Origin of the sequence: Oceanobacillus profundus, from assembly GCF_003515705.1 — a bacterium.
Lineage (GTDB): Bacteria > Bacillota > Bacilli > Bacillales > Amphibacillaceae > Oceanobacillus > Oceanobacillus profundus.
In genome coordinates, this window is the sequence record NZ_QWEH01000003.1 from 282,568 (window position 1) to 298,445 (window position 15,878).

Genomic DNA, 15,878 nt, shown 5'->3' on the forward strand with positions numbered 1-15,878 from the left:
CAGGCTTCTTATAGAAGCCTGGGTTACCTTATATTTCTTCTTGGTTACGTGAAGTGTTTTCTTCTTTCTTTTCATTGTAATACTGTACACCAAACTGTGATCCTTCTGATACCATTTTGGAATTTTCTAGCTGCTCCAAATCTTTCTCCTCTAATTGATCCGGTACACCTGAGCTTTCAAATGTATGATCATGATCATCCGAATGCGAATTTTGTTTAAACTTCGATGCAACAACGTTTGCAGCCTCTTTAATTTTATTACGATTTTGTTCATCCTTTAAATAGTAACCTGCTACTCCTGCACCTAGTGCTCCTACTGCTGATAATACATATCTTTTTTTCATGAAATCTTCCTTTCATTTTAAATAGATATTGTTAAGTTTATACTTATGTTCCCCCGAATAGTTCTTATCAAACATAAAAGATCTCCTACTAAAGTGAATATCTTGTGATATACTACTTACAAGAAGTTTTTAAATACAGATTATTTTTTGAAGTAAGAGGTGAAAGAATGCAAGTAAAGTGCTCTCTTTGTGATAAAGTGGAAGAAATTGAAGATTATTGCCTTCAAGCAAAACGACTAAGAAACAGAAGAATATATATGTATCTGTGTAATAGTTGCTATGGCCGAATTGAGGTTAAAACTAACGAAAGACTTTCTACAGGAAATTTTAGACTTTATCGCGAAAATAAAAAAGTGGACCAGTACTTGTAGTCTATTTCCAATTTTTTAAAGTTTATCGTTCCTCTAATAAAAAAACGCCAAAATTGGCGTTTTTTATTTATTATCTGCTTTTCTCTGGTAATGAAGTCTAATTCTATATACTGCCAATATAAAAATAATAACGATAAGGCTTTCAATTGTTGGCATACGCATTACAGTAGTAAATATTGTTAATATATAGGTTCCAATTAACAATAAAATATAAACAAAAAGCTTTTTTAGCGGTGGCAATTTACGAGCAAACCCAAGTTCATAAGCAATTGCACAAAGAATAAAATTCATTACATAAAATATCCAAAATATATTCTCTACACCATTTTTTTCTACTACAAAATCAAATACAAACCTAAAGCCATCCATATGTATCCCCCAATATTCACTAAGCTCTTCTATTATCATACTAAATCTTTTATATTCCTGCCACTAACAAGCGTAAGGTCATATTTTAATTTATATTTGTACAGCCACGAAAAATAGTATTCTCTATCAGTCTAACTTTTTTTGAAGAAAACGTTTTTTTCATATATACTATTTATTGAAATAGAGGTGCTTAAATGAAGAATATTAATGTTCCTATGCTTTTATTAGCTATTCTTGTTGTTGCGATGTTCTTTCTTGTTGGACTCGCTATCGCTTTCCGCAATATTTGGTTTATTTTATTATTCCTAATACTCGGATTTGCAATTTTCGGTTATGGTTTATCATTAAAGAAAAGAAGAAAGTGACGAAAATCCCGTCACTTTCTTCCATTTCGGATAAAGGTTATTATTTCGTCCTTCAAGATCGGATTACAAGTAAGTATCGATGTTTTTTCAAGCATATTCACTTCATTTCCATCTATATCACTCGTCACACCGCCAACTTCATTCACAATGACAATACCAGCTGCTACATCCCACGGCGCGAGTCCGATGGATAAATATCCGTTTTCAATTCCTTCTGCCGTATAAGCAAACTCTAATGCAGCAGATCCATACGTTCTCGTGCCTCGTACTTTCTTCACAAAATTCTGCATCGTTTTTTCATCTATAAGTCTATTCTCACACAACCAAAAATGGTTCATTCCTATAATTGCATTTGTTAATTTAACATCTGAAGTAAGCTGAGGTAACTGCTGATTATTTTTGTAAGCTCCTTCGCCCTTTTTCGCATGGTACAGCACATCTGACATCACATCATAAATAATTCCGATTTCACCAATACCATCTTGATATACGCCAACAGATATTGCAAAGTTTCTTCTTTGATGAACAAAGTTCATGGTGCCGTCAATTGGATCAATAATCCAAATTGTTCCATCAAGAGATGTAACGGAATCACCATAGCCCTCTTCTCCAATAATAAAATGATTGCTATATTTTTCCTTTATGTTCTGAACAAAGAACGCTTCTATACGTTTGTCCAATACCGTAACAAGATCATTTGGATTTGATTTCGTTTCAATGTTCAATGGAGCATTCATTTCATCTCGAATGATCGTACCTGCTTCCAACACCCATTTTACAGCTTGATCATATATGTCATTGCGAATCGCTTTATCCATATGTACGCCCTCCACTATTATGATTATAATTCCAATTGTAACAAAATGAAGGGACCCCGTCATTGTATATGAATGACCCCAATATGTATTCGAGTATTTCCTAATGCTTCCAATACATATTGGGGTCAGTTATTAAGCGTGCTCATTTTCAATTTGTAACATCTGTTTCCTTAAATCCTCTAGACGTTCCTTAGCTTTAATAATTGAAACTTTATCATTAGCTTGCATCGCATCATAAAGCGTTACCAGCTCATAATCAATCTCCATTCGGATAACAGGCAGTCGCTCTTCAGCCTCTTTTCTCCTTAACGCTTCCATAACATATTTCAACTTCGCCACTTCCTTTCTCAGAGCTTGTTTTATCAGTTTCATGTGTTTTCTTTATTTTATGACTTGGAAATTATATTGTTCATAGCTTTTCTGAAATTAATGATTATTTTTATTATCATTTCCCGTTTTTAGCCTTTTTAAACATAACTGAGAATTTCAGTTCTCTTTAAAGCCTGATCACATAGGGTTGAAACTTAACATTTAAAGCTTTCACACCATATTGCCAATGTTTTCTGTTACAGAATCAATAAGTATGTATAACTTGACTTACAACCTTCTATATTTAATAATAATTATTATAAATAACATGCATGAAGGAAGGAATGAAACTTTTGACTTTTCAAGGATTTAGACGTGAAGATTTTGAAACATTTACGATAGATGGTCTTGATGAAAGAATGGAAGCAATCCAAACAAGAATTCAGCCGAAGTTCCAAGAAATCGGATCTGAACTCGCTGACTATGTAGCAGCACAATTAGGAAATGAAATGTATTTACATATTGCTAAACACGCAAGGAGAACTGTAAATCCCCCAAAGGATACCTGGCTGGCAATAGCAGATAATAAACGAGGATACAAAAAACACCCACACTTTCAAATAGGTTTGTTTGATGATCATCTATTTATGTGGCTAGCGCTAATTTACGAATTACCAAATAAACAAGAAATTGCGAAATCGTTTATTTCAGCATTTGATAAAATTAAACAGCTTCCAGACAATTTCGTTGTTTCTTTAGATCATATGAGCAAAGATTCCATAACGCTTCAGGATTTGGAGATGAAACATCTCGAACGCTTTAGAGATGTAAAAAAAGCGGAGTTTTTAATCGGAATTCATGTTCCATCTGAAAGTGATTTAGCTGCAAATGGAGGAGATTTAGTCGATACAGCGAAACGAACCTTTCATACATTACTCCCATTTTATCAATTAGCACTACAATCTCGTAACTAGCTGATCTCACCCGTTACAAAAACCTTAAGAAAAAAAGACCTTATTCACCTGTATGTGAATAAGGTCTTTGCTTTTCTAAACGGTAATACCAGCATTATTACATTTTAATAAAGTCGTCGGCTGAATCTCTCGCTTTTTTGACAGTATGGTAACAAGAATAGCCTGATGAGTCTGCGAATGCTGTAAACAGCTTCTTTTCCTCGCTTTTTGAAGGTACGATCTGTTTAAATCTACGATACAGCAATAGAATTTCTTCGCGACTTACTTTTTTTTCGTAAGCTTTTTCCACAAGTGAATAAAAATTCACAACATCTATGATCTCTTCCGTTGACCACGTCTCATCTATCGGGTACTCATAACTCATTATTCCTATTCACCTCATTATACCTTATGTGCATATAGACCTATATCAATAAGTTTTTCCGTGATACTTATTATAATACATATCTACTTCTATTTGGTAAACGGGAATTAATTAACCTGTTTGTTTATCGTTTCCCTGTATATGCAAAAAAATAAGCTACACTATATAATGTAGCTTAGCCTATAATTGTATTATTTTTTATCACAAGTAGGACATGTACCGTAAAGAGTTGTTACTTTTTCATCTTCGTAATCTTCAATAACTTGTTGGCAATCTTGACAAATTATTGTACCCATTAAGTCATCCCCTTTTCCAACTTTATTGATAACATATTCATATTATAATATGACACATTATAAGAGTCAATAGTTAATAGTATAACATATTTAGAGATATCCCATTGAATAAGAGGCATTATTGCTATTCCTTCCAAAATTCATAAAAAAACACAACCATATGTATGAAGGCTTATGGTTGTGTCCATTATACGTTAAATCTGAACTTCTCATGATTGAATTCAGTAAGGTTTTTAACTGGTTTATTAATTACCCCTTCATTTTGTTTCGATAAATGTTGGGTCAACTATCTCGTACCCTTTTTCTCTTAAGCCTTCGACAATGCTCGGTAAGCTTTGAGCTGTCCATTCCCGATCATGCATGAGTAAATTCGCTCCCGGTTTCAATAATGAATACGGTACATCCACCTCTGGCCCTTCTCCTGAAATCATTGCTTCCGTAAGCTTTTCAGCATTCATATAAGGCTCGAAATAATCATAGCCGTACGTCCAGTTCATTACTGTCATACCGTCTTCTTCGGCAACTTGAATTGAATATTCTGTATTAGCACCGTGCGGGGCTCGGAAGAATAACGGACGTTCACCAATAATCTCTTCTATACGATCACTTAGACTTATAACCTCCTCTTTCTGTTCTTCTTCAGATATCTCTGGTAATGTTGCATGTGTAAACGTATGATTTCCAATCATAAAGCCCATTTCATGAATTTCTTTGAGCATTTCCTCTTCTTCAGGTGTATCAATAAAATGTCCATTTACAAAGAAGATCGCCCCAGCATCTAATTCTTTTAATGTTTTGGCCATTTCAACAGCATACTTATCAGGCGCATCATCAATTGTCAATAAGACAACATCTTCATTCGTTTCTGCTTCTATTGGAATTACTGACCAATTTTCCGAAATTGTATACTGGGCTTCAATAGAAGGCTCGTCCGTAGCCTCCTCTTCTTCAGATTCTTCTTCCTTCACCTCATCCTCACCTTGTTTTTCGTTCTCTGCTGTCTGATTCTGCTATTCATTTTCTCCATTTGCAGATGGTGATTTTCCCTGACTCGTCGTTTCTGTATCGCTTGCACAGGCTGATAGAATTGCAAAACCAATAACAAGGATAAAGAATGTAATACGTTTCATATGTAGAACCTCCTCCTAGCTGTAAGAATAGATTACTAGATTTAGTATAAAGCATTCGTGAAACAACTGTCATTTCCGATCGAAAAATATTCCTGTACAAACCAAATAGGAAATGACTTCACGATATACCAATATAATCCACTTCTATTATATACCCCAAACAATGTTGCTTCATGTTTACAATTTCCGACAATAGATTTTCATTTTAATAACAGTTCGATAACATTATCTAAAGTGCACTATTCATTTGATAAACTATCTTTACATTGTCATGAGATAAATTCACAATGAGGAAGTGAATAAAAGTTGATGAACAAGTTCTTATTGATGATTTCTACCCTACTAATTTTACTTACAGGTTGTCAGTCTAAAGACGAAGTCGTTGAGGCTATTTCGTTTAATCCGACGGAATATAATGTCATGATTATCCCAGAAGAATCAATTGAAGAAATTGATGAAATATACATTGATGCCATTATTGATTTAAAAGCAGAATACCCTTATGAATTTGCAGATGCAAAAATGGTTGAAATCGATCCCACAGAAATGGATATACCCTTAGACACAAAAGGTACTACTCTTATCATTCAAAAAAATGGTCAGACGGTTGCACAGCTATCTCGCAACATGCCCAAAGATGAAATTATGGAGCAGCTAGAGGTCACTTTAGAAGAAGATAAAAAGGATGCCTTAAACTAAAAGGCATCCTTTTTAATAACGTTCATATTCAATATCTTATAACATATGAATTGGAGTTCCAAGTGCCACTTCTGCAGCTTCCATTGTAATCTCACCTAACGTTGGATGAGCATGGATAGTTAATGCGATATCTTCAACAGTCATTCCTGCTTCAATAGCAAGTCCGATTTCCGAAATCATATCACTCGCATTTGGACCAGCAATTTGGCCACCAATTACTAAGCCATCTTCTTTACGGCTGATTAATTTCAAGAATCCGTCACTATTGTTTAAGGACAACGCACGACCATTTGCAGCAAATGGGAATTTCCCTACTTTTACATCATAACCAGCATCTTTTGCGTCTTTTTCTGTCATTCCAACAGTTGCAAGTTCTGGATCTGTAAATGCTACGGCTGGCACACCAAGATAATCGATTTCAGATTTTTCTCCAGCAATTACTTCAGCAGCAATTTTTCCTTCATAGGATGCTTTATGAGCAAGCGGAGGACCTGCAACAATATCACCGATGGCGAATATATTGTCTACAGAAGAACGACATTGTTTATCGATTTTAACAAGTCCTTTTTCATCAAGCTCAATTCCAGCTTGTTCTAAGCCGATTTCACTTGTGTTCGGACGACGGCCAACCGTTACAAGTACGTAATCTGCTTCAATTGTTTCTTCTTTTCCTTTAGCTTCATACGTAACTTTCACACCGTCAGCTGACTCTTCAACACCTTTAGCCATCGCTTCAGTGATGATTGTAGCACCTTTATTCTTCAAGCGCTTTTTAACAAGCTGTGTCATTTGCTTTTCAAATCCACTTAGGATATCTTTTGCACCCTCAAGGAAAGTAACTTCTGTTCCGAAGTTTGCATAAGCAGAACCTAGCTCACTTCCAACATATCCAGCACCAATAACCACTAATTTCTTAGGAACTTCTTTCAAGTTCAAAGCTCCTGTTGAATCGAGTACACGATCTGAAAATTTGAATGTTGGAATTTCAATTGGTGATGAACCAGTTGCAACGATACAATGTTTGAATTTATATGTTTGAGAAGACTTATCGTCCATAACTTTCGCAGTGTTTTTATCTACGAAATATGCTTCCCCTTTTACGATGTCTACTTTATTCCCTTTAAGAAGGCCTTCAACACCAGATGTTAATTTGTTAACAACGCTGCCTTTCCACTCTTGAACCTTGGAAAAGTCAATTGTCACACCTTCTGTTTTGATTCCTAGTTCTTCAGAGCCTTTTGCACTTTCTGCCAAATGACCCGCTTGAATCAATGCTTTTGATGGAATACATCCAACATTTAAACAAACTCCCCCTAAAGCACCTTTATCAACAATCGTCACTTTTTGTCCTAATTGTGCAGCACGGATAGCAGCAACATAACCACCAGGACCTGCTCCAACAACCAGTGTATCTACTTCTACCGGAAAATCTCCTACTACCATTACCTACGCCTCCATCATAATTAATTGTGGATCATTTAGTAATCGTTTAATTTGGTTTAAAGCTAGCTGTGCAGTTGCACCATCAACGATACGATGATCAAAGCTTAGAGATAAAGCAAGAACTGGAGCAACGACAATCTCCCCATCACGAACAATTGGCTTCTCGGCAATACGACCAATTCCAAGAATTACAGCTTCAGGGTAATTCAATACTGGTGTAAACCATTGCCCACCTGCTGAACCAATGTTTGAAATTGTGTTAGAAGCCCCTTTCATCTCATCTGGTTTTAGTTTACCATCACGAGCTTTTCCTGCCAATTCATTTATCTCAGCTGAAATTTCAAAGATGGATTTCTTATCAGCATCTTTTACAACAGGTACAAGTAATCCTTTGTCTGTATCAGCAGCGATACCGATATTATAGTAATGCTTTTGAACAATCTCGTCTGTTGAATCGTCAATCCATGAGTTTAGAATTGGGAATTTTTTAGACGCCGACACAAGTGCTTTCACAACATATGGTAAGTACGTTAATTTAATTTCTTGTTCAGCTGCAACTGCTTTAAACTTCTTACGGTGTGCAACAAGCTCTGTTACATCGATTTCATCCATCAACGTTACATGTGGTGCTTTTGATTTAGAGTTAACCATTGCTTTCGCGATTGATTTACGGATATTTGTCATCTTCTCGCGAGTTTCTGGGTAGCTGCCAGTTGGAACTGCAACTGGTTTTGCAGCTTGCGTATCAACTGCTTCTTCAGTTGTTTGTTCCGTTTGTGTTGCCGGTTGGTCACCACTTAGGAAGCTGTCAATATCAGCTTTTAGGATACGACCATTTTTACCAGTACCACTAACTGCTTCAATAGTTACGTTGTTTTCTCTAGCGTATTTTCTTACAGAAGGCATTGCAATAACTCGTTTACCTTCCGTTTCTGCAGGTTCTTCTTTAGCATCTTTTGGAGCTTCCTTTGCAGGCTCCTCTGTTGCTTGTTTGTCAGCTGCCGCTTCTTCCTGACCACTATCATCAGACTCATAACCTTCAGCATCAATGGTAACAAATACGTTTCCTACATTTGCTACCTCACCTTCTGCAACATGTATCTTTTTGATTGTTCCTTCTACTGGTGAAGGAATCTCAACAACAGCTTTATCATTTTGAACTTCGCATAGTACGTCGTCCTCTTTTATTTCATCGCCATCTTTAACGAACCATTTTACAATTTCGCCTTCAGCAATACCTTCCCCGATATCTGGGAATTTAAATTCAAATGCCATACATCTTACCTCCTGTCTTCTATTTAAAAATTAATTACAGTGTTTACTTTTTCAATAATATCTTGATGGTTTGGTAACCAAACCTCTTCAGCGTCCGAGAACGGATAAACCGTATCTGCTGCCGCTACTCGTAATACAGGTGCTTCAAGATGCAAAATTGCTCTTTCTTGAATTTCAGCAACTACATTCGCTGCTACCCCCGCTTGACGTTGTGCTTCTTGCACAACAACAACACGGCTTGTTTTCTTCACAGATTCTAAAACCGTATCATAGTCAATTGGTGATACAGTACGTAAATCGATTACTTCTGCGCTGATTCCGTCTTTTTCAAGTTCTTCTGCTGCTTTAAGACATGCATGTACCATTGCACCGTAAGCAATTAATGTAACGTCATTTCCTTCTTTTTTTACATCTGCTTTTCCAATTTCTACAGTGTATTCCCCTTCCGGAACCTCACCACGGAAAGAACGGTAAAGCTTCATATGCTCTAAGAAAATAACTGGATCATTATCGCGAATTGCTGAGATTAACAATCCTTTTGCTTCATATGGAGTTGATGGAATAACAACCTTAAGACCTGGTTGCTGTGCCATTAATCCTTCGAGAGAATCAGCGTGCATTTCAGGTGTGTGCACACCTCCACCAAATGGAGCACGAACTGTAATTGGTGCTGTATGATGTCCACCAGAACGGTAACGCATACGAGCCATTTGTCCACTAATAGAATCAATTACTTCATATACGAAACCAAAGAATTGAATCTCCGGAACCGGGCGATAACCTTGTAATGCAAGCCCAATCGCCAGACCACCAATTCCTGATTCTGCAAGAGGAGTGTCGAATACACGGTCTTCACCGAATTCATCCTGCAAACCTTCTGTAGCGCGGAATACTCCACCGTTTTGACCAACATCTTCACCAAACACAAGCACGTTTTCATCATTTTTTAATTCAACGCGCATTGCATCTGTAATTGCTTGAATCATTGTCATTTGTGCCATGATTTACTTCGACTCCTTCTCTTTATAAATTTCCATTTGCTCCTGTAGGTTAGATGGAAGTTCTTCAAACATATTACCGATTAAATCTGTAACCTTTTGTTTTGGTTGTTGTTCCGCTTGTTTAATCGCCTGCTTAATATCTTCTTTTGCTTCTTCAATTACTTTGTTTTCATCTTCTTCCGTCCATAGCTTTTTGCTTTCTAAGAACTTGCGGAAGCGAACAAGTGGATCTCTTTTTTCCCATTCGTTATCCATGTCTTCTGTACGATAACGAGTTGGATCATCACCAGACATTGTATGAGGACCGAAGCGGTATGTTAGTGTCTCAATTAAAGTAGGTCCATCGCCATTGATTGCACGTTCGCGGGCTGCTTGCGTTGCTGCGTAAACTGCTAACACGTCCATACCATCAACTTGAATTCCTTCAATACCAGCTGCAACAGACTTTTGTGCTAATGTCTTCGCATTTGTTTGTTTCTCTACTGGAACAGAAATAGCAAAGCGGTTATTTTGTACAATGAAAATTGCTGGCGCTTTATATGCACCTGCAAAGTTAATTCCTTCATAGAAATCACCCTGCGAAGTACCACCATCACCTGTGTATGTGATCGCAACATTTTTCTTGCCGCGCTTTTTGATTCCTAAAGCAACACCAGCCGCTTGAACATATTGTGCACCAATAATAATTTGTGGGCTTAGTGCGTGTAAATCATCTGGGAATTGGTTTCCGTGAAAATGTCCTTTCGAGAATAAAAAGGCTTGATATAATGGTAGACCTTGCCAAATTAACTGTGGAACATCACGATAACCAGGTAAAATAAAGTCCTCTTTTTCCAGCGCAAATTGACTTCCTAGTTGTGAAGCTTCCTGACCTGCTGTTGGAGCATAGAAACCTAAGCGACCTTGACGGTTTAGGGCAATTGAGCGCTGATCAAGGATACGTGTATAAACCATACGACGCATAAGCTCTTTCAATTCCTCATCCGATAGATCTGGCATACTATTTTTATTCACAATTTTCCCATCTTCATTTAGAATCTGGAACATTTCGAACTGACTTTCAACATTATCAAGTACATATTTCAAAATGGTTCACCTCTTCCTTTCTTTATACCCTTAATATTATTGTCTTTCCTAGCGTACCCAGAATAAGGTAAATCTCTACAAAAAATTATATATTAATGATGTACCCTATTAAGGTCATAAATAATCACAACCCATAATAAATAATAACCTGTTACATAAATTATGTAAAGTTTATTGATACAATCCAGCTTGCTACTAGATCGTAACCCATTTTTTATATTCGGTCAACAGGTTTGCTTATACATTTCAAGCAAATGAAAGGATTTACATTTTAAGCGGGGGTATTTGATGAACAACAAGATCTAACTGTTATAATATAGCTTTCGAACTGTACTATTAAACTGTATCTATTATTAAGTTTAAGTTTGTCGAAGCAGTTCATTACGAACTCTAAAGCCTTACTTATCGGGAAAAGCTATATTTGCAATCACAAGTATCAAGATTCCGCGAACGTAAAATTGTCTTAGAACAATTCAATCACTATTCCTTGTTATGTTTTTTGCAATAGTAAAGTTGAAAGAAACTACGAACTAACTTCTCGGCTGTTTTCTTCAAGTATGTGCAATAATCGCCGTCCGGGATCGCTTTGGGCGGATGCTTTCCGTGGGCACGGCTTCACCCTCTCCGGAAGAAACCCACTTCCGGTGAGACTACGCAGAGCGACAGTACAAGGAGGCTCACCAGCTCCCCTAAGGTGTGCGAAGTATATTTCCGGAGCGGGGAGACGCGCAATCCATTTAAATACACTAATCCACAGTTTATATATACTATCCAACAGTCACTTTTTCAAGTGCAGCTACCATAAGCATAAAATTTGCATAAAAAAACAGACCCAAACTGCTTGTTTATAGGTCTGTTTTTAAATTTTATTCCTCAAATGAAACTGCTATATCTGCCGTTTCATAAAATTCTTTCTTAAATTCATTGTATTCAACTGTGTAGTTATTAAATGCTTCATTGGAATGAAGCACTTGTTCATAGCTTTTATTAATTGAATTAATTTGATCTGTTAATCTATCTTGCTCAAGATCTTCTTGCTGAAGTAACTCATATAGCTCTTGTTCTAATTTTAAAGATTCCGTGTAAGCACCATTAAGATCTTCATAAGCGGAATAACGATTATTCATTACTTCATACATTGACTCTGTAATATCTTTTAGCTCTTGATTTTCAATGTCATCAAGCAACGCTTCAATCTCATTGAATTCTTCTTTTGAACTTACAATACTATCTTTCTCTAGTCCTATTTTTTCTTTTCGTTGCTCAATTATTTCTAATGCTTGATTTGATAATTCCTTAATTGTTTCGAAGTCATCCATACCTAAATCAATAATTTGATTATAAATTTCTTGTTCTTTTAATTCTAAGTCCGTAATTTCACTTTGTTGTTTTTCAAATTCTTCTTCAAGTGTAACTGCTTCTTCAAGATGATTATGTATCTGCTCCTCAGTTGATTGACTGTTACATGCAGTGAACAACACCATCAAGCTAATTGATAAGATCAGTAATAATAATTTCTTAAAATGCACGTTTCTTCCTCCTATGTTTTCTAGTTATCATTAAGTATTTTTAAAGTATAACATAATCTAATCTTACATACAGTGGTGACTTTTTTAAGAGATTGTTCAAAAATTCCAGTAACAATGACGATTCGAGAGCATGAGATCTTCGACTATGTACCGACACGTCCTATGTCGAACACCGAACACATCCTGAGCAAGCCGGTACAAGGGGCTACGACGTCTCGAACCTTTTGCAACATATAATTTAATGTGATGCCGGATTACAACCTCGTCCAATTTTCTAATACGTACTAACTTGATCAGATATAAATTTAAAATTATGATTTATTCATTGAAGTTATGTTAGTATAATACAATGGTATGGTATTGGATTAAAAAAGAGGATCAATATTTTTATACCCTCTATTACATAAAATATAACCAGTAAGGAGTAATGAATTGATTATGCTAACAATGAAAGATATTGTCCGTGAAGGTCACCCCTCTCTAAAAAAAATTGCTGCTGAAGTGGACATGCCGATTAATGATGATGAAAAACAACTATTAAAAGATATGTTGCAGTTTTTAAAGAATAGTCAAGACGAGGAAATCGCGAAAAAATACGATTTAAGAGCTGGAGTTGGGCTTGCTGCTCCTCAACTTGGTATCGAAAAAAAACTCATTGCCATTCATTTTGAAGATTTTAACGGAAAATTATATAGCTACGGTTTAGTAAACCCCAAAATCATCAGTCATTCCGTTGAACAATCCTATTTAGCTGGTGGAGAAGGCTGCCTTTCGGTGGATCGGGCTGTTGAAGGTTATGTTCCAAGACATGCAAGAATCACAGTGAAAGCAACCGACATGGACGGAAAACCAATAAAGCTACGATTAAAAGGATACCCTGCTGTCGTATTTCAACATGAAATCGACCATCTTAATGGAATTATGTTTTACGATCGTATCAATCCAAATAATCCATTCTCAATACCTGATAATTCCACCGCAATCGAATAATTAGCAAGGTGTCTGTTTTTATGGACACCTTTTTTCTTACACCGGGATGATTGCTGTGGATAGCTATTAAACAGCATGACCCGTTCAGCTCCAGACCTTACTCTCCACTCGCCTTCAACCGGGCACTTACGCTTTGCTGCAGATGAGTACTTTACCAAAATGTATAAGATTTCATTCCATGTAAAAGATAAAATTACAACTAAAACTTGCTAGACTTTTTGATTATTTTTTTAAAAATGATGTATTTTTATTTAAATCTTCCTCATTTCGTACTATACTGTATATAAGAGGATTGGACGGTAGAATGTTTTGTTGCTTTTTCTAGATATCTGAAAGGAGACGTGTGTCCTCATGCTAAAGCGCCTAAAAGATAAGCTGAAGAAACGGTGGAGAGACTTTTTAGGCAAAGAAGGACGTGTACCTACGACTTTTAAATAAGACTACCAAGGATGCAACCAATCACACCAACGAATGATATTTAACGATAAACTGGTATTGCGACGGAAACATGCCAGGCGAAAGTTTTTACGGAAAGGTAATAACATCCAATTTAAAATGGGTTATCGCCTATTACAGGCATAGCTCCTATTAGTTGAACAAAAAAATATAGAAATATGTTAGGAGAGATGAAATGATTTTTAAAGTTTTATATCAAAAGGATCCTAGTGAAGTTCCTGTTCGCGAACGCACAGAAAGCACCTACGTTGAAGCGGATTCAATTAGAGAGGTAAGAAAGAAATTAAAAGATCGGAAATATAACATCGAATATATCCAAGAACTAGATGAGGCACATCTGAATTACGAGAAAGAAACTGGAAAACTTCAGTTGGAGAACGTGTAAGTTATGAAATTTGTCAAAAATGATCAAACAGCCGTTTTTGCCTTAGGTGGACTAGGTGAAATCGGAAAAAACACGTACGCTGTCCAATTCCAGGATGAAATCATTCTTATCGATGCTGGGATTAAATTCCCAGAGGATGAATTATTAGGAATCGACTATGTTATCCCTGACTATACGTACATCGTACAAAATCAGGATAAAATAAAAGGTTTATTCGTAACTCACGGTCACGAAGACCATATTGGTGGAATTCCTTTTCTCTTGCGTGAAGTAAATGTGCCTATTTATGCAGGACCACTAGCAATCGGATTAATTCGCAATAAATTGGATGAGCACGGCTTATTAAGAAGTGCTAAATTAATTACAATACAAGAAGATGATGTTATTAAATTCCGTAAAACTTCCGTCAGTTTTTTCCGTACAACACACAGTATCCCTGATTCATATGGAATTGTCGTAAAAACCCCGCCAGGAAATATTGTTCATACTGGTGACTTCAAATTCGACTTTACTCCTGTTGGTGAACCAGCTAATCTTACAAAAATGGCTGAAATCGGCAAGGAAGGTGTACTCTGCCTTTTATCCGATAGCACAAATAGTGAAGTTCCAGGATTTACAATGTCAGAACGAGTTGTTGGTCAAAGCATTCACGATATCTTCAGCCGTGTTGATGGAAGACTGATATTCGCTACATTTGCATCGAATATTTATCGTTTACAGCAAGTAGTAGAAGCAGCTGTCAGGCACAACCGTAAAGTAGCTGTGTTTGGACGTAGTATGGAGTCCGCCATCAACATCGGTTTAGAGTTAGGGTACATCCAAGCGCCTAAAGAGACATTTATTGAAGGAAATCAAATTAACCGATTCCCAGCAAATGAAGTAACGATTCTTTGTACAGGCTCTCAAGGCGAATCGATGGCAGCTCTATCTCGAATCGCTAATGGTACACATAGACAAATCCAAATTATACCTGGTGACACGGTTGTATTTTCTTCCTCACCAATCCCTGGCAATACCGTTAGTGTTAGCAAAACAATTAATAAATTGTATCGTGCCGGTGCAGATGTTATTCACGGTAAACTAAGCAATATTCATACATCTGGTCACGGGAGTCAAGAAGAGCAAAAATTAATGCTTCGCTTGATTAAACCAAAATTCTTTATGCCGATTCACGGGGAATACCGTATGCTAAAAGAACATATCAAACTAGCCGAATCTTGTGGCGTAGAACCTGATCATTCATTTATTATGGATAATGGGGATGTTCTTGCACTGAGTAAAGACCAGGCTTCCATATCCGGCAAGATCCCATCTGGTTCGATTTATGTTGATGGTAGTGGTATTGGTGATATTGGCAATATTGTGTTACGAGACCGTAGAATTCTTTCTGAAGAAGGACTCGTAATAGTAGTCGTAAGTATCAACATGAAAGAATTTAAAATCGCTTCAGGTCCGGATATTATTTCTCGGGGCTTTGTATACATGAGAGAATCCGAAGACTTGATTAACGAAGCACAAAAGCTTGTATCTTCTCATTTAAATAAAGTGATGGAAAGAAGAACAACGCAATGGTCTGAAATTAAAAATGAGATTACAGATACAATTGCTCCATTCCTTTATGAAAAAACAAAACGTCGACCTATGATTTTACCTATTATCATGGAAGTTTAAGTAT

The 15,878-nt window shown here is 36.4% G+C and carries 19 protein-coding genes; 7 read left to right on the plus strand and 12 right to left on the minus strand.

Translation table 11 applies throughout. From position 1 onward, the window contains the following. Nucleotides 1-28: 28 nt before the first annotated feature. Nucleotides 29-343: a YbyB family protein gene (locus D1B32_RS06965; RefSeq protein ID WP_118888974.1), complete on the minus strand. Its 315-nt coding sequence runs from the start codon at nucleotides 341-343 to the stop codon at nucleotides 29-31. A 167-nt stretch (nucleotides 344-510) separates the two neighbouring features. Here D1B32_RS06965 and D1B32_RS06970 point away from each other — a divergent pair, with 167 nt between their 5' ends. Next, the gene (locus tag D1B32_RS06970; RefSeq protein ID WP_095308453.1) at nucleotides 511-714 is read left to right on the plus strand and encodes a YlaI family protein; all 204 of its coding nucleotides are present in this window, start codon (nucleotides 511-513) and stop codon (nucleotides 712-714) included. A 63-nt stretch (nucleotides 715-777) separates the two neighbouring features. Here D1B32_RS06970 and D1B32_RS06975 read toward each other — a convergent pair whose 3' ends face one another. Beyond that, nucleotides 778-1,083, minus strand: a complete 306-nt coding sequence (locus D1B32_RS06975; RefSeq protein WP_118888975.1) for a YlaH-like family protein — start codon at nucleotides 1,081-1,083, stop codon at nucleotides 778-780. 194 nt (nucleotides 1,084-1,277) lie between these two features. Here D1B32_RS06975 and D1B32_RS23685 point away from each other — a divergent pair, with 194 nt between their 5' ends. After that, nucleotides 1,278-1,448 (plus strand): DUF5325 family protein, encoded by a 171-nt coding sequence (locus D1B32_RS23685; protein ID WP_158586216.1) that lies wholly within the window; start codon nucleotides 1,278-1,280, stop codon nucleotides 1,446-1,448. 11 nt (nucleotides 1,449-1,459) lie between these two features. On the opposite strand, the gene D1B32_RS06980 is transcribed toward D1B32_RS23685, so the two are convergent. Beyond that, complete coding sequence (locus D1B32_RS06980; protein ID WP_095308447.1) at nucleotides 1,460-2,266, minus strand: inositol monophosphatase family protein; 807 nt, start codon at nucleotides 2,264-2,266, stop codon at nucleotides 1,460-1,462. Nucleotides 2,267-2,398: 132 nt separating this feature from the next. Continuing rightward, the gene (locus tag D1B32_RS06985; RefSeq protein ID WP_095308446.1) at nucleotides 2,399-2,596 is read right to left on the minus strand and encodes a YkzI domain-containing protein; all 198 of its coding nucleotides are present in this window, start codon (nucleotides 2,594-2,596) and stop codon (nucleotides 2,399-2,401) included. A gap of 332 nt (nucleotides 2,597-2,928) precedes the next feature. Here D1B32_RS06985 and D1B32_RS06990 point away from each other — a divergent pair, with 332 nt between their 5' ends. Next, complete coding sequence (locus D1B32_RS06990) at nucleotides 2,929-3,549, plus strand: YktB family protein (protein WP_118888976.1); 621 nt, start codon at nucleotides 2,929-2,931, stop codon at nucleotides 3,547-3,549. A gap of 97 nt (nucleotides 3,550-3,646) precedes the next feature. Here the strand turns inward: D1B32_RS06990 and D1B32_RS06995 are convergent, their stop codons facing one another. The 3 genes from D1B32_RS06995 to D1B32_RS07005 form a co-directional block, all read right to left on the minus strand. Next, on the minus strand, nucleotides 3,647-3,913 hold the full coding sequence (locus D1B32_RS06995; protein ID WP_118888977.1) for a UPF0223 family protein: 267 nt from the start codon (nucleotides 3,911-3,913) through the stop codon (nucleotides 3,647-3,649). 191 nt (nucleotides 3,914-4,104) lie between these two features. Continuing rightward, nucleotides 4,105-4,209: a GapA-binding peptide SR1P gene (locus D1B32_RS07000; RefSeq protein WP_095308443.1), complete on the minus strand. Its 105-nt coding sequence runs from the start codon at nucleotides 4,207-4,209 to the stop codon at nucleotides 4,105-4,107. Between the two features lie 257 nt (nucleotides 4,210-4,466). Continuing rightward, entirely contained in the window at nucleotides 4,467-5,177 is a 711-nt protein-coding gene (locus D1B32_RS07005) for a polysaccharide deacetylase family protein (protein WP_338045034.1), read from the minus strand. Nucleotides 5,178-5,645: 468 nt separating this feature from the next. On the opposite strand from D1B32_RS07005, the gene D1B32_RS07010 reads away from it, so the two are divergent. Beyond that, nucleotides 5,646-6,038 carry a hypothetical protein gene (locus tag D1B32_RS07010; protein WP_118888978.1) on the plus strand — a complete coding sequence of 131 codons (393 nt, stop codon included), beginning with the start codon at nucleotides 5,646-5,648 and terminating at the stop codon, nucleotides 6,036-6,038. Between the two features lie 36 nt (nucleotides 6,039-6,074). On the opposite strand, the gene lpdA is transcribed toward D1B32_RS07010, so the two are convergent. The 5 genes from lpdA to D1B32_RS07035 form a co-directional block, all read right to left on the minus strand. Further along, nucleotides 6,075-7,481 (minus strand): dihydrolipoyl dehydrogenase, encoded by a 1,407-nt coding sequence (lpdA, locus tag D1B32_RS07015; protein WP_118888979.1) that lies wholly within the window; start codon nucleotides 7,479-7,481, stop codon nucleotides 6,075-6,077. A 3-nt stretch (nucleotides 7,482-7,484) separates the two neighbouring features. Next, the gene (locus D1B32_RS07020) at nucleotides 7,485-8,756 is read right to left on the minus strand and encodes a dihydrolipoamide acetyltransferase family protein (protein WP_118888980.1); all 1,272 of its coding nucleotides are present in this window, start codon (nucleotides 8,754-8,756) and stop codon (nucleotides 7,485-7,487) included. 23 nt (nucleotides 8,757-8,779) lie between these two features. Beyond that, nucleotides 8,780-9,757: an alpha-ketoacid dehydrogenase subunit beta gene (locus D1B32_RS07025; protein WP_118888981.1), complete on the minus strand. Its 978-nt coding sequence runs from the start codon at nucleotides 9,755-9,757 to the stop codon at nucleotides 8,780-8,782. Nucleotides 9,758-9,760: 3 nt separating this feature from the next. After that, a complete protein-coding gene (gene pdhA / locus D1B32_RS07030) occupies nucleotides 9,761-10,804 on the minus strand; it encodes a pyruvate dehydrogenase (acetyl-transferring) E1 component subunit alpha (protein WP_240033754.1) in 1,044 nt (347 codons plus the stop codon). A 905-nt stretch (nucleotides 10,805-11,709) separates the two neighbouring features. After that, on the minus strand, nucleotides 11,710-12,372 hold the full coding sequence (locus D1B32_RS07035) for a YkyA family protein (protein WP_240033749.1): 663 nt from the start codon (nucleotides 12,370-12,372) through the stop codon (nucleotides 11,710-11,712). 438 nt (nucleotides 12,373-12,810) lie between these two features. On the opposite strand from D1B32_RS07035, the gene def reads away from it, so the two are divergent. From def to rnjA, 3 genes are all read left to right on the plus strand, one after another. Then, entirely contained in the window at nucleotides 12,811-13,362 is a 552-nt protein-coding gene (def, locus tag D1B32_RS07040) for a peptide deformylase (protein WP_095308451.1), read from the plus strand. Between the two features lie 631 nt (nucleotides 13,363-13,993). After that, nucleotides 13,994-14,203: a DNA-directed RNA polymerase subunit epsilon gene (locus tag D1B32_RS07045; RefSeq protein WP_095308434.1), complete on the plus strand. Its 210-nt coding sequence runs from the start codon at nucleotides 13,994-13,996 to the stop codon at nucleotides 14,201-14,203. A gap of 3 nt (nucleotides 14,204-14,206) precedes the next feature. Beyond that, a complete protein-coding gene (rnjA, locus tag D1B32_RS07050) occupies nucleotides 14,207-15,874 on the plus strand; it encodes a ribonuclease J1 (protein WP_118888982.1) in 1,668 nt (555 codons plus the stop codon). Nucleotides 15,875-15,878 lie beyond the last annotated feature (4 nt).

Coding starts and splice junctions, on each gene's coding strand:
- D1B32_RS07025 (WP_118888981.1), bottom strand. CDS start 9,757: ATGGCACAAATGACAATGATTCAAGCAATTACAGATGCAATGCGCGTT.
- D1B32_RS06980 (WP_095308447.1), bottom strand. CDS start 2,266: ATGGATAAAGCGATTCGCAATGACATATATGATCAAGCTGTAAAATGG.
- D1B32_RS07045 (WP_095308434.1), top strand. CDS start 13,994: ATGATTTTTAAAGTTTTATATCAAAAGGATCCTAGTGAAGTTCCTGTT.
- D1B32_RS06975 (WP_118888975.1), bottom strand. CDS start 1,083: ATGGATGGCTTTAGGTTTGTATTTGATTTTGTAGTAGAAAAAAATGGT.
- def (WP_095308451.1), top strand. CDS start 12,811: ATGCTAACAATGAAAGATATTGTCCGTGAAGGTCACCCCTCTCTAAAA.
- D1B32_RS07000 (WP_095308443.1), bottom strand. CDS start 4,209: ATGGGTACAATAATTTGTCAAGATTGCCAACAAGTTATTGAAGATTAC.
- pdhA (WP_240033754.1), bottom strand. CDS start 10,804: ATGTTCCAGATTCTAAATGAAGATGGGAAAATTGTGAATAAAAATAGT.
- D1B32_RS06995 (WP_118888977.1), bottom strand. CDS start 3,913: ATGAGTTATGAGTACCCGATAGATGAGACGTGGTCAACGGAAGAGATC.
- lpdA (WP_118888979.1), bottom strand. CDS start 7,481: ATGGTAGTAGGAGATTTTCCGGTAGAAGTAGATACACTGGTTGTTGGA.
- D1B32_RS23685 (WP_158586216.1), top strand. CDS start 1,278: ATGAAGAATATTAATGTTCCTATGCTTTTATTAGCTATTCTTGTTGTT.
- D1B32_RS06970 (WP_095308453.1), top strand. CDS start 511: ATGCAAGTAAAGTGCTCTCTTTGTGATAAAGTGGAAGAAATTGAAGAT.
- D1B32_RS06965 (WP_118888974.1), bottom strand. CDS start 343: ATGAAAAAAAGATATGTATTATCAGCAGTAGGAGCACTAGGTGCAGGA.
- D1B32_RS07020 (WP_118888980.1), bottom strand. CDS start 8,756: ATGGCATTTGAATTTAAATTCCCAGATATCGGGGAAGGTATTGCTGAA.
- rnjA (WP_118888982.1), top strand. CDS start 14,207: ATGAAATTTGTCAAAAATGATCAAACAGCCGTTTTTGCCTTAGGTGGA.